Annotated in this window: 17 protein-coding genes; 13 read left to right on the forward strand and 4 right to left on the reverse strand. The window is 51.8% G+C overall.

Translation table 11 applies throughout. From position 1 onward, the window contains the following. Positions 1 to 208 (forward strand): hypothetical protein (locus NTH01S_RS12010; protein WP_218015988.1); only part of this gene is annotated, 208 nt, incomplete at its 5' end. A gap of 182 nt (positions 209 to 390) precedes the next feature. On the opposite strand, the gene NTH01S_RS10610 is transcribed toward NTH01S_RS12010, so the two are convergent. Further along, positions 391 to 930 (reverse strand): IS6 family transposase, encoded by a 540-nt coding sequence (locus NTH01S_RS10610; RefSeq protein WP_084367327.1) that lies wholly within the window; start codon positions 928 to 930, stop codon positions 391 to 393. 225 nt (positions 931 to 1155) lie between these two features. Here NTH01S_RS10610 and NTH01S_RS10615 point away from each other — a divergent pair, with 225 nt between their 5' ends. From NTH01S_RS10615 to NTH01S_RS10625, 3 genes are all read left to right on the forward strand, one after another. Next, positions 1156 to 2190 (forward strand): AAA family ATPase, encoded by a 1035-nt coding sequence (locus NTH01S_RS10615; protein WP_068173532.1) that lies wholly within the window; start codon positions 1156 to 1158, stop codon positions 2188 to 2190. Continuing rightward, positions 2187 to 3059, forward strand: a complete 873-nt coding sequence (locus tag NTH01S_RS10620) for a ParB/RepB/Spo0J family partition protein (protein WP_068173534.1) — start codon at positions 2187 to 2189, stop codon at positions 3057 to 3059. Before NTH01S_RS10615 ends, NTH01S_RS10620 begins: the two co-directional genes overlap by 4 nt. 238 nt (positions 3060 to 3297) lie before the next feature. After that, the gene (locus NTH01S_RS10625; RefSeq protein WP_068173535.1) at positions 3298 to 3672 is read left to right on the forward strand and encodes a hypothetical protein; all 375 of its coding nucleotides are present in this window, start codon (positions 3298 to 3300) and stop codon (positions 3670 to 3672) included. Between the two features lie 147 nt (positions 3673 to 3819). On the opposite strand, the gene NTH01S_RS10630 is transcribed toward NTH01S_RS10625, so the two are convergent. Continuing rightward, entirely contained in the window at positions 3820 to 4317 is a 498-nt protein-coding gene (locus tag NTH01S_RS10630; RefSeq protein WP_068173537.1) for a MucR family transcriptional regulator, read from the reverse strand. A gap of 732 nt (positions 4318 to 5049) precedes the next feature. On the opposite strand from NTH01S_RS10630, the gene NTH01S_RS10635 reads away from it, so the two are divergent. Further along, complete coding sequence (locus NTH01S_RS10635; RefSeq protein ID WP_068173539.1) at positions 5050 to 5730, forward strand: hypothetical protein; 681 nt, start codon at positions 5050 to 5052, stop codon at positions 5728 to 5730. 56 nt (positions 5731 to 5786) lie between these two features. On the opposite strand, the gene NTH01S_RS10640 is transcribed toward NTH01S_RS10635, so the two are convergent. Further along, positions 5787 to 6272 (reverse strand): hypothetical protein, encoded by a 486-nt coding sequence (locus NTH01S_RS10640; protein WP_068173541.1) that lies wholly within the window; start codon positions 6270 to 6272, stop codon positions 5787 to 5789. Between the two features lie 118 nt (positions 6273 to 6390). On the opposite strand from NTH01S_RS10640, the gene NTH01S_RS10645 reads away from it, so the two are divergent. After that, positions 6391 to 6615: a hypothetical protein gene (locus NTH01S_RS10645; RefSeq protein ID WP_157070957.1), complete on the forward strand. Its 225-nt coding sequence runs from the start codon at positions 6391 to 6393 to the stop codon at positions 6613 to 6615. Positions 6616 to 6673: 58 nt separating this feature from the next. Beyond that, entirely contained in the window at positions 6674 to 6925 is a 252-nt protein-coding gene (locus NTH01S_RS10650; protein WP_157070958.1) for a hypothetical protein, read from the forward strand. A gap of 98 nt (positions 6926 to 7023) precedes the next feature. On the opposite strand, the gene NTH01S_RS10655 is transcribed toward NTH01S_RS10650, so the two are convergent. Continuing rightward, entirely contained in the window at positions 7024 to 7455 is a 432-nt protein-coding gene (locus tag NTH01S_RS10655; RefSeq protein WP_068173546.1) for a MucR family transcriptional regulator, read from the reverse strand. Positions 7456 to 7779: 324 nt separating this feature from the next. Between NTH01S_RS10655 and NTH01S_RS10660 the strand changes: the two genes are divergently transcribed. The 6 genes from NTH01S_RS10660 to NTH01S_RS10690 all read left to right on the forward strand — a co-directional run. Next, the gene (locus NTH01S_RS10660) at positions 7780 to 8427 is read left to right on the forward strand and encodes a hypothetical protein (protein ID WP_157070959.1); all 648 of its coding nucleotides are present in this window, start codon (positions 7780 to 7782) and stop codon (positions 8425 to 8427) included. Positions 8428 to 8830: 403 nt separating this feature from the next. Further along, on the forward strand, positions 8831 to 9553 hold the full coding sequence (locus NTH01S_RS10670) for an HD-GYP domain-containing protein (protein ID WP_157070960.1): 723 nt from the start codon (positions 8831 to 8833) through the stop codon (positions 9551 to 9553). 361 nt (positions 9554 to 9914) lie between these two features. Continuing rightward, on the forward strand, positions 9915 to 10808 hold the full coding sequence (locus NTH01S_RS10675) for a DNA/RNA non-specific endonuclease (protein ID WP_068173555.1): 894 nt from the start codon (positions 9915 to 9917) through the stop codon (positions 10806 to 10808). Positions 10809 to 10882: 74 nt separating this feature from the next. Further along, on the forward strand, positions 10883 to 11167 hold the full coding sequence (locus NTH01S_RS10680) for a hypothetical protein (RefSeq protein ID WP_068173557.1): 285 nt from the start codon (positions 10883 to 10885) through the stop codon (positions 11165 to 11167). A 151-nt stretch (positions 11168 to 11318) separates the two neighbouring features. Next, the gene (locus NTH01S_RS10685; RefSeq protein ID WP_245642374.1) at positions 11319 to 12293 is read left to right on the forward strand and encodes a DUF3991 and TOPRIM domain-containing protein; all 975 of its coding nucleotides are present in this window, start codon (positions 11319 to 11321) and stop codon (positions 12291 to 12293) included. 11 nt (positions 12294 to 12304) lie between these two features. Further along, a partial coding sequence (locus NTH01S_RS10690; RefSeq protein WP_245642376.1) for a UvrD-helicase domain-containing protein occupies positions 12305 to 12927 on the forward strand: 623 nt, incomplete at its 3' end.

The raw sequence follows: 12927 nt of genomic DNA on the forward strand, positions 1-12927 counted from the left end.
TGTATTGGATATATATATTGATAATGGAAAAGAAATATTAATGAATAATTTTCATTTAGAAAACAATTTTATTTATGGTTGGCATGATTTAGAGAACAATAGTAGGTGGACTAATGGGTTTGGGTATCTTAATTTAAGTGTTAATTTAGGTATTAATTTAAATAAAAATGTATTAGTAATTATAAAAATTGCAAATTATATGATATGAAAATTTCATTTATTATACAAAGTATTAGATTTTTAGTTAAAAGCTGGAGGGATAAACGAGTAGGTTTTGATGTGCTGTCATACTAACTAGCTCGTGCTAGAGAATGCGGATACACACATCGGCCCTGTTGCAAAGTTAAGTCTGGGTTGAGTGCATCCCATTTGTTTTGATTTTCAAATGGCTTAGACCCCGAACTGTCTTTCGATGAGACGCACTTCTCCCATGATACCCTCTTGGAATTGGAAGAGTTCAGCTTGTCCCTTTTTTAAGGCGCGCATGACCTCAAAACCCTTGATCGTAGCGTAAGCTGTTTTGAGGCTTTTGAAGCCACGAACCGGCTTGATCAGTTGTTTCAGCTTGCCGTGATCGGCCTCAATCACGTTGTTCAGATACTTCACCTGACGGTGTTTCACCGTGTCGGGAAGCTTACCGTTCTTCTTAAGTTCATTGATTGCTATGCCGTAGGTTGGGGCTTTATCCGTATTGATTGTCTCGGGCTTCTCCCACTCCCTCAGGCCGTTCAAAGCTTTGCCCAGAAAGCGTTTGGCAGCCTTGGCGTTCCGGGTCTGTGAGAGGAAAAAATCAATCGTATCACCGCCTTTGCCGACAGCCCGGTACAGATACGCCCATTTCCCTTTGACCTTGATGTAAATCTCATCAATCCGCCAGCTGCTGGAAAACCCTGGGCGTTTCCAATACCAGCGCACCGCCCATAAGATCACTTCACCATGAAAATGACGTTCCTTAAAATCACTCTTCTGCCAAGCCCTATTCTAACTATAGGCAGCGGTTTCCAACAGGATGCTCAATTTTACAATAGCCCCCCCCTAAAGTGATGCAACGTTGCATCACTTTAGGGGGGTAAAATAAGAATTAAATCATTGTTGATGTTGACGTGTTGATGTTGACGTGTTGATGTTGACAATACGCATTATGGAGTAACACTGATGTCATTTCTTAAAGAGATTCGTGAAAAGCTTGGATTGTCGCAAAGCCAGTTAAAAGATGTACTAAACTTACGGCTGAATCGAAGCTATGATCGGCATACTATTTCACGCTGGGAAAACGGTAGACAACCACTGCCGTCTGAGGTGTCTTCTGAGTTGGAAGCATTACTCCATGGAGAGAAGCGTCAAACAACAATTATAACTTTTGCTAATCAAAAAGGAGGGGTTGGAAAAACTACAAGTGCGCTCAATGTTTCTGTGGCACTTTCTAAAATGGGATATCGTGTTCTTCTTATTGATGTTGATCCACAGGCTAGTGCAACTGCAGCTTTGCTGGGAATGCAAATTGTTCCTCTATATCGTCAGGGTAAAACACTTGCACATGCTTTGCTTAAAGATGTAGCGATGTCTAATTGTATTGTGAAAAAGGGTCCCATTGAAGGAGTAGAGGTCGAAATTCCTGTTGATTTCTGTCCAAGTCATATTGATTTGGCTGAAGTGGATATTCGACGTGAACCTGGGACTGAAGGGTTATTGAAAGAAGCAATATCTCAAGTACAAGATAATTACGAATTTATCATTTTAGACTCTCCGCCACATTTAGGTTTCCTTACTTGGATGGCTTTGGCGTCGTCCAATACAGTATTCGTTCCCGTCAGGACTGAGCCATACGATGTCATGGGAGTTAATTTAATTCTAGATACAATTACAAAAGTAAATCGACGAAGTAATCCTCGGCTAAGGTTGGGTGGTGTTATCCCAACACAATTTGTACAAAATCAATATGTCGATGTGGGAATCGTAGAGCATTTAATTCGGGTTATGGATAATCGTGCACCCGTACTAGAGCCGGTACCTTCCAGTACCTCGTTTAGTAATGCTGCATGGGCATCTAAAATTCCAGTGGATGTCGCGCCCCGTAGTCCTTCTGTCAGAGTTTATGTGCGCCTTGCTGAAGCAATAGCCGGGCGTCGTAATTTTTTAAACGCATCTTCAGTTCTGAGTTTAGATACAGATAAAAGAGACACCCCATGAAACGCACATTTAAACCACGCCCTGCATCAGCGTTTGCACAAACTCATTCTCAGGTAATGGAGCAGGTGGATGTCCCATTTCTCGGAGACGGTAAGTTTAGGCACACATTTGAAGCGTCGATTGATCAGGTTATTCCTGATCCAAATCAGCCTAGGCGAAATTTTGAACAAGCTTCTTTAGAAGAGCTTGCAGTGTCATTGAAGCAGCAGGGGCAGCTGCAACCAATTTTAGTAAGACAGTCACCAGAAAATTCTGAAAAGTGGATTATAGTAGCAGGAGAAAGGCGGTTCCGCGCTGCAAAACTTGCTGATTGGACATCAATTCTTGCAATTCCCCACGATGGTAATTCTACCTCTGCAGCGCTTATAGAAAATTTGATGAGAGTGGATTTAAATCCAGTAGAAGAAGCGAAGGGAATTAAAAATTTATTAGATTACAATCAGTGGTCCCAAAGGAAAGCCGCTGCAGAACTGGGTATGGACCAAGCTAGGATCAGTAGGGCTATAAAGTTATTAAGTTTGCCTGAGAGCTTTTTAGAAAAAGCTGGAGCAGCCAGCATACCAATGAACGTTTTGGTTGGGATAGCGCGTATTGATGATCAGGCACGTCGTGAAAAACTTATGGAAAAGGCTCTCTCAGGTGAAGTTACAGTGGCTTCTCTTAACGAGAGAAATTTTAGTATTGAGCCGGATAGAAAAGATGGACAATCTAACCCTGATAGGCAATTGAAAGCTATAACTATTGAGAAAATGGCGCCAAAGATTATTAAGGTAATACGTGATTTCGAAGTAAAAAATGTCAAATTCAGCGAGGAGGATATGAGCGCTCTACGTTTATTACACGCTGAATTAACAAAGTTGGTAGGTTAGTTTGGATCAGGGCTTGAATTAAAAGATAACGAAAAGAAATTGGCAGCTACCCCCCTGCCAGCCGGTCCCTCGCTCTGCAACAGGTGGGTCACCTGCCCTCCTCGCCATGCTCAGCGCCGCTGGCGCTTGCGCGTGACTGCGGGGGGCCGGTGATCCTGCCGCTGCGCGGCACTGTTGCACGCCGAGAGCCCGCCTGCCCGGCTTGATGCTTGACATCCACAAGACTGGAACGAGCCTCATGCGCCGGTACGCTTTCCCCTACATTCCGAACCGCCCTGTCCGTGTTCCGCAACGCTGGACCGACACCTTTGCCCCTTTGTCCTGCCGTCGTTGTTCGGCGGTTTGGGAAGAGGGTGATCCTGCTTTGCGTGTGCCATGCCGTGGTTGTGGGGCAGGACCATCCGAGCCTTGCCGCCGCTCCAAAGGCGGTAATGAGCGGGTCTGTGCGTGCCGTGATGAGGATGCGGTGCGTCTGGGGATGTTAGAGCCCTGCGAGGGGCTGACATGGGATGGCCGTCACGAAAAGCCACTGCGTCTGCGGGCTGAGCCTGTGCCTTCCGCCTTGATGTGCCGGGCTGTGCGCACCGGTGCCCCCATCAGCCGATGGGGGTAGGCAACAGAGAGGAGACGACGATCCCCGCCAGCACAACGCTGATGCGTGTCTGATAAGGTGGGGAAGCGCGCGTTGCGCGTCGCGCTCGCGCAGCGAGCGCCAAAACGGTGTCTGCGCACGGCGGCTACGCCGCCGCCCACAGACGCGTTAGCGTGATAATTTGTGTGGGCGGCCACGACGGTGTTCAGGAATATACTGCACGGCCACACCTTCGACGATGTCTGGAGCCGCCTCAGGCGTCGTCGTCTTCGCCGGCCAACGCTGTGTGCCAAGCCCATTGGCTTTCGCAATGGCCACGCGCTTACGCGTATAAGCGGGGGGCACCATGGGGTAATGCGCCGGAAGCTTCCAGCGTTCCCGATAGGCGGCCGGACTCAGATTGTAATGCTTTTTGAGATAGCCCTTCAGAAAGGTGAGCCGCCGCCCATCTTCCAGACAGATCAGGTAATCCTCAAAGACCGAGCGTCCTGGCGGTACCGCCGGTGTCCGTTCACTGTCCACAGAGGCGGGAGCCGTTGGGGTCTGTAAAGCCGCATGAACACTGTGGATCAGGGCCGGGATTTCGGCCGCAGGGACTGCGTGGCGCGTGAGATACGCGGTGACAATACGCGCCGTATGGTGATGCGCGGAGCAGGGTTTCGACATAAAATGTAAGACTCAATATTCATTTTCAGAAGTTGTGTACTCTCAGAGACGACACAGGCATAGGCGCCCCATAATACGCGCTCGCCTGTTAATCAATGATGAGCGCAGCGCGCATCTTCGTTCACAATCCTCTCGGCGCTCACTACAGCGTGGGACACGGCCAGAGTGTTTCCGGCGCCATGCCCGTGTCACCACCGCGTTGCCCGCGTCCACAAAAAAAAGAAAAAGACACACACAAAGAGACGCCAGAAAAACAGCAAAAGGGAAACGCAGGACGACAGAAGACCAGCAGACAAAAAGCAGAACAGGGAAGGGAGGCACCACGGGATCGCTGTGCCGTGCAAGGGGTGGGTCCGTCCGTGTCCTCGCTGCGCTGCGGGTCGTGAAAATCCCGCCGTTACACGGCGCCTGTGCCCTCAGACCCGCGCTGCGCTTGCGTGGAAAGGGTCACGGGAGAGAAAAGAACGCAACAGCCGGTGACAGAATGGAGAAACCACCCATGCGTCATCATACGCTGAGCAAACACGATCTTCGCGACCTCGCCGGTTTAATCCTTGGACCCTGTGCCTTTGTGGTCATGGTGTTCGGGATTTTATGCCTTCCGACGCTCCTTGACGGTCATCACGACACGAAACGCACTAAATCCGTCGTTTCTGTTGTCTCTGTTCATCACTGATTAAGTCTTGCGCTGTATAATACGGCGCAGAAGATTTTTTATTCTAGGATATTACCATGAAACGATTTTTTCTTGCCGCGCTTTCTGTGCTTTCAACCATGGGCGTTGCCTCGGCACAGGTGACACCGCATGTGCCGCTCATTTCAGGGATTGAGGTGGGTGCCAATGTGGGCACTTTGGGGATCGGACCTGATATTGGTTATCATCCGGGTCATGCCCTAGTAGGTGTCCGTGCCGAGGGGGATTTTTTCGGGATCAGCCATAATTTCACCTATCGGGACATCGATAATTTCCGGGCCAGTGCCAAATGGCGCAGTGTTGGTGCGATTGCAGATTTATATCCGTTCGGCTCAGGATTGCGTGTTTCTGCGGGTCTGAAAGCCAATTTGAACCAACTGAGCGCCACGGCAACCCCGCAAGACATCGTGTATATTGGCAATAACTATTATACGCCCCAGCAGGTTGGGCAGCTCAATGCACGGGTGAAATGGAACCGTGTGACCCCTTATGTTGGGTTTGGGTATAGCCATGCCTTCGGGGGACATTTTGTGTTTTCGAGCGATTTTGGGGCGCTGTATCAAGGCACGGGTCGTTTGACCTATGGCGGTACGGGGCTTGCAGCGCAAACGGCACAGTTCCACAGCGATATGGACCACTATATGAAGGATATTCATAAAGCGATGCGCTACACCAAATTCTATCCGGTGATTGCGTTCTCCATTGGCTATCGTTTCTAAAAAGCACTGTCTGCGGCATGTCCTTTCATGACATGCCGCAGTCTCCGTCGTGTGTGTTAGGCAGACACGGCTTGAAAATAAACACGATCAAACACAGCAAGCGCACGCCATAGGCCGATGAGGATATGCGCTTTTTCCCATGCGACAATGCAGGCTCTGTGTGAATCCGCTAAATCCTCATAAATCCGTGGACCATCCGGATCCTCGACTTCACGGTCCTCTGCACGTTCTTTGAAGCGGTTTGCGCGTGCGATAAGCTTGAGGGCCCGCGCGAGGCTGCGCTTTTGCACGTCATAGAGCAAGGCTTGTGGCGTCATAAACGGGGCCTGTTGTTCGGCTTTGGCCATGATGGGTTGCATCATGGCGCTGCCTTTCGCCTGTAAAACCGCTTCATCGCGTGGTCCAGGGACCTCTCGAAACTCCGCCCAGTGGTGCAATGCGTCATAAGAGGACAGCACACTATACACGCCATCAAGCGTGAGTGGGCTGCGTCTCTCCCATGGAAAGCGGATAATGATCGCGCCTGTATGCGATGTGGTCATGAGCGGCCTCCTGATGTGGTGGTGTGACACACATTACGCCGACCGGAAAAATAAAGTCAATAAAAACAATAACTTATGTGCTTGTTCGTGTTTGGTCGCTCTCCGTAAAGGACGGGTTATGACCCAAGACCGACGCGCGCAACACCGCGCGCATGTCCAACGTCTCTTTGGCCCAGACACGCTGCTCTTCGACGATTTGGCGTTAGAGGACTGGTTTTGTTTTGCGGGTGATGAACACGGTGCTGTGTATCAGAAAAAGCGTAAAGCCCGTTATCAGCACCAAGGATGGCTATGTTACATCCAGCGCACACAGCCCGTAAAACGCCGTCCAGCACCACAGTAAGGCACACGCCAAAGCGCGGTGCCACAGCTTCATAACATCTTCAATAAGGATAAAGACGATGTCATACGGTACTCGACCCGTGGACGGTATCGATCATTCTAGCGCGGCTATGCGCGTCTGCGCGCTGCGTAAAACATTAGCGCGCAATGCCCGTATCGGGCAGGTGCGCCAGTGTTTGCGACATGCCCATAGTTTGGAAGAGGATGGATGTCATCCAAGTTTGCCCGAAGCGTATTATGCCAAGTTGCACCGCACACGCCAACAGATCCGCAAAGACGCGTCTCGGTTACTCTTGCATGTGATGCACTGAGTGCAGAGAGCGGGTTGGAACGGGAGAGGATGAGTTTTTCCGATACCGGAAAAACTCAGTCTCATTCGGGCGAAAAGAGGGGTGAAAGCCGCTTGTCTTTAGCGCGTTGTGGCTTTCACCGTGCTGCCGAGGCCGATTTCTTTGGCGAGTGCTGAGCGCCGCTTGGCGTAATTGGGAGCCACGAGTGGGTAATCGCCTGGCAGACCCCAGCGTGCGCGGTACTCTTCTGGGGTCATATTATACGCGGTTTTGAGGTGGCGCTTGAGCATTTTGAGCTTTTTGCCGTCTTCGAGACAGATAATATAATCGGGGAAGACAGAGCGTTTGACCGGCACGGCGGGGACGGGTTGCTCGGCCTTTGTTTCGGGCTGCGTAACGCTCTGAGCTGTCGCCAATGCCGTATAGACTTGTTGGATGAGTGTCGGCAGTTGCTCGGTTGTGACCCCACCATGTCCGGCTTGGGCGGCGATAATGGTTGTTGTGTGTGCAAGAAGCAGCTTGGGGTCGGGAGACGTGATGGTATCGGTCATATGTTTCTCTCACGGAAATCACAAAAAAGGGGGTGATCCGTCTTCCTTCACAGAAGGAGGACGTAAAGCTTCAACGTCTTCAAGGAAAAAAAAGTTTTTGAACATGCTCGTTATTATAAACAGGCGATGATGTAGTGTTGCAGATGTCAAAAAGCAAGAAGATCCCTGAAACACTCGAAAGAGTACACACATTGATAAGCACAGGACTGTATGAAGAACCAGTAAATAACACGACGATAAAATGACCATGAGGCCACGCCCTGGTTTCAGGCAGAACAGAACGGCGGCCGCGTGCGCACGCCTTAAAGACGGAGAGACATCGCTATGACGACACAAGAGCAGAGGGAAATGGATGCGCTCTTTCCACACTATAGTCAGATCATGCGCCATGTTGAGGCGTTTTTTCAGCATCCCGAGAGCCGCACGTTTTTGCAGGCACACCCGGATTTGGGATCCGGTGTGCCCTGGTTCCTTGTTCGTCTTGGGACGGAAGAGGATGTGGGGTTGGTGGTCGATGGAACACGCACAGAAGGGGGATGGGATCTGACCAAGAAGCTCACAGTGTTGAGCCTCCAGGAAGAGGGCATGGGGTATTTTCGGTCTGTGCTGCCTGGGCGGACAGAACTGTGTGTGTTGGGTGACTATGCCATCGCAACCGCTGCGGACCGAGCGGAGCGGCGCATCGAAACCTTACACAGAATCACCGCCCTGACCCGGCTCTGGGCGTCTGACCCGCAGCGCGTCGCCGACTGGCATCAGCGCGCCTGTGTGCACAACCTTCCGGCCTTTCCGCAGCATATCGCGTCGCTGGATTATGGTGATGAAGTGATTGAAGGCTTGGTGATTGGCGGGCAATTGACCCCGAAAGGCACCTGGTCTTTAGCGCATGATTTGACGGTTTTTTGCGAGACGGGTGCGGTCCTGACGGTCGATCCGCAGCGCGCTTATGATGTGACGATCAGCCCCGAATAAAAACATTTATGGCCCTGAAAGAACCTAAAGTTATCTTTCGGGGCAATATTATTGCTGATCAAAGATTTATAAAAAGTTTCTATGTCATTAAATAAAAATAATTTCATGCGTTACAATCCGTGACACACTCCGTATAGTTTATAAATAGTTTTTCAATTTGTAAGAAAAAGAACCATAAATTGCGAGGAAAACTCACAAAACAATGGTTTTTTGAAAGAGTTTTGATGGTGGTGCTTCAGTTTAATAAAAATATGCGTTTAGACACCACAATGTTATCCGAAGATCGCTTGGATAATGGTCTTTTTTTTCTAAAATCACGCCTCTTATTTTTTAAAAATCAGGTCAGACATTTTTTTTACCACCTTTTTATGGACGTTTTGGTGCGTAAAGTGGGTGACATGTGGTGTTAGCTTATACCAACACGTCGTCCTTTGACGTCTATGGCGGCAATACACAACATGCGCGTTTATCCTTGGAGTGTCTTCTTGCACGTATCGCTGAAACCGATGAGGGCCATGGAGACCGAGTGGGACGCATGGCGGTATGTTTTGGGGCTCTGATCGCAGCACCCTTTGATGCGCAGACCCTCTCACTCGCGGGTCGTTTGCATGATGCGGGTAAGCTTTTATTGCCGGATCGTCTGGTGCATTTTGAAGGACGGTTTTCCGCAGAGCAACGCGAGGCGATGCAACTCCATGCCGCGCTTGGCAGCACGGTTTTACATCCACTGCGATGTATTTTGCCGCACGGCGTGATGGAGGCCATTGCGAGCCATCATGAACGTTATGATGGTGCGGGCTATCCGCAAGGCCTTGCAGGCACCGTGATCCCGTGGATTGCGCGCATGATTGGCCTGTTAGACGTTGTGGATGCATTACTCTGTACACGGTCTTATAAAAAAGCTTGGGCCCCACACGCCGTCAAAACGTTCCTTAATCAAGAGGCTGGTGTATCCTTCGATCCCGATCTGGCACGATTGGCCTATCATCATTTTGCCGCACTCATGGCGGCGCGTTGTGACGATATGGCTGAGCCGCATCGTGTCGCCCAGATCGCCCAACGGGTTGTTCAGGTCACACCCGAACGCTGCGTGAGCACCCGCACCCTGTTACCAATACGTTCGTAACGGTCGTGCGAGTGTGTTCACCGCATGCTCTCGTCATGTCATAGTCGTGGATAAAGACTACGGTTGCGCGCGTCTTGCATGAAGATCCGCCGGATCAAGGCGTGAGATGCGGCAGGATGGATAAGGGGATATAGCCGCATCATGACCCGTCCGTGGAGACACAAACGACCTAGTTGGGGGCAGCGAAAGGGTGAGAGACGTCTTCGCTACAGGCCCAAATCTGTTCTGCAAGGGGCAGAGCATCGCGAGCTATCAGGCGACACCAATGCGTGCGATGACATGTACCGGGCTGGGCTTTACCGTTTTTTAGGATGTGTCGGGCAGAAAGGCACTGTTATCACGGAACAGGATACAGGAGGCCATGATCACGGTGTGGACGAACGTTCTATGCGCGAGTGCGAGCGCCGTGCTGTGTTGGGGCGCCCTGTCAGGAGAGGCGCACGCGCAATCCTGTGAGGCTGTCTTCCCAGCCGGGTCAGCCCCCTTTGTGCCGCAAAGCCGCACGGATACGCTCCAGATTTTGTGTCATAACGGCTTTACAACGGGGTATGATCGGACGCGCCATACGCCGCTCTGGTCGTCAGAGACACTGACCCGAGAGGACCTTGAGCCGGAGCCTGCTTTGAATCCGGGCCTCTTTGCGGAGGACGATCTGCCCGAAGACGAGCGGGCCGATCACGCTGATTTTATGGGTACGCCTTATCGCGCGGCTGCGCTGAGGCCGCATGTGGATGCGCCAAGTCTTGCACAACAACGGGCGACCTATGTCTTGAGCAACACTGTGCCACTCTGGCCAGCGCTACTCTATGGTATTGGCGAAGGGGTTGAACGCGCAGTGCGTGGCATCGCACGCACGCAGGGGGTGGTCTATACGGCGACGGGACCGCTCTTTACCCGGCCATCCCCTCTGACCATCGGACCGCATCATCTTCCCGTACCGGAGTATTGGTGGAAAGCCGTGTGGGTTCCACAGAGCCACGCTGCTGGGGTTTATGTGTGTGAGAACCGGTCTCACGCACCACGCTGTCTTCAGGTCACCTTAGAAGCCTTTTGTGAGCGTGTGGGGATTATCCCGTTCCCGGCTCTGTCTGACGTGGAAGACATTCAGCGTTATGTGTTGCCGGATCCCGAAGACTCTCCCGATGATCCGGAGGTCTCGCTGTATCGTACAGCGCCGTATCACGCGCCCTGGTCGCCGGTTTTACGTTTTGCGCGTGCGGATGCGGTCGTTACACGACACGGCAGTCATCCGTGAGACGGGCGCGACCGCGGTAACGGTTCTTCGGCCTCCTCTGCACGGCCTTTGGCCGCACAGAGGGGGCACGTTCCATGGGTCTGTTTGGCGCATCTGCGTCCAGTCTGACAGCGTCATGCTCCGTCCGTCAAGCCGCTCATATCCTTCTCTCAGGCCGCTGGCCCGCCCCAGCTGCAGGCACGCTACGCGCACCCGCATCTGGCGCAGACCAACGCCCCTCTCAACAGGACACACCGCAACGTGACGGCCAGACCCTGACGCCGTCTTGGCCGGTGGCAGGATGGGCTCAAGAAAACACCACACCCATTCCACTCTCAATCACCGTTCTTGTGCTCGCCGCACGGGCAGAATGGGTCTAAGAAAACAGTGTTCTTTACAGTTTATCAATACAACAGGTTTTAGTCTATTTATTGAAGTATATATTTTGAGTTTTTGTTCTTATTTACTTTAAGTATTTGGGATTATTTGCTATAAATAATTATAACGAAGCAACCAATAAGGAACTGGATTGTGGGATACACACAAACATATCTCTCCAATGAAAACCGTATGGCCATTGTACGGGGTGTATCCTGCGCTTTAGTGTTGGAGCGGGCGGGGTATGGCTTTGATCGGCGTGAAAGCACCGCAAAATGTCTCAAATACCGCGATGGCATCTCTTATCCCATTAATGTGGTTCATAACGGGGCAGGGTGGTGGGATACCGGCTTTGCAAAAGAGGACAAGGACGGCGCAGGTGATGTGTTCGACTTGTACCGCAAGCTCAATCCGGGCGCGTCTTGGCGCGAGACGTGTGATGCATTAGCGGGTCTCGTGGGTGTTACCCCGGAAGGCGCGCTCTGGGCACAAAAGCGCGCTGTCACAACGCCTGTTGTCCCGCCTGCCGAACGTTGGGAGAGCCGTAAAGCCCCTTGGCGGAAAGGCAAAGTCTGGACGTATCTCGCACAAGAGCGCGGTCTTCCGGATGCGATCATCCGTCGGGCTATTTCAACCGATTGCTTGCGCGATGGCTACCATGCGGCATGGTTCTGTCATCGTGATGCGCACGGGAATGTCTGTGGTGCTGAATTGCGTGGGCCAGACACGCATTTGCATCTGACCGGAACGGTCAAAACATTATTTCGCTTCAAACCCAAAGTCAGCGCCGTGATCCGCCGTTTGGTGGTGGCAGAGTCTGCGATTGATGCGCTCTCTGTGGCGGCACTGGACCCAGAACCGAGTGCGGACACGCTGTATGTTTCCGTAGGCGGTGGGATTGGCCCGGAGACGGAAAAAGCGATCAAAGCGCATCTGGCGGAGATGGTGACGGTCCCCGGTGCTGTTCTGGTGGTGGCAACGGATGTGGATGAAGCGGGTGATCGGTATGCGGATCGTCTCTATGCGCTGGCGATGGATGCCGATGTAGACAGCGATCGTCTCTTCCCGCCGAACCGCCTTAATGATTTTAACGATGCGTTGCGTGCCCAGCACGTGACAAACGCTTGAAAGCCTTTTCTATGATGGATATCACGACAGCGACGTCCGCGCTTTTCAACACGTTGACGCCGGCTCAATATGAGGCGGCCACGGCGACGGGTCCGGTGGTGGTGTTGGCCGGGGCGGGGACAGGGAAAACGAAAACTCTGGTCGCAGGCATTGTGCATCGCCTGCAAGCACGTGCGGTGCCTGCGTCCAGAATTTTGGCCGTGACCTTTACCAATAAAGCGGCAGGCGAAATGCGTGATCGTGTGCAGGCTGAGCTAGGCCCCGATCAGGCGCCTTCGTGGATGGGGACCTTCCACGGTCATGGTCGCCGTATGCTGCGCACCGATCCGGAAATTGCCGGGCTGATGGATGGGTTTGAGATTTGTGACGCAGAAGACAGCCGATCTTTGGTGAAACGCTTACTCAAAATACATCTCGTTCAGGATGAAGACGCCTATGCCAGCCCGGATGCGTTGCGCAAACGGGTCAAACGTATCGCGGACACGATTGCGCATTTTAAAGATGATCTGGTGTTGCCACAGGAGGCTCAGGCCGCAGTCAAAGGCATTATCCATCAACGTCAGATCGAAGATCCAGATGAGCGCGATGTGTGGCACGCAGCCGCTGCACTCTATCCGCATTATCAGCGTATGTT

Source organism: Neokomagataea thailandica NBRC 106555, from assembly GCF_001598495.1.
Classification (GTDB): Bacteria; Pseudomonadota; Alphaproteobacteria; order Acetobacterales; family Acetobacteraceae; genus Gluconobacter; species Gluconobacter thailandicus_A.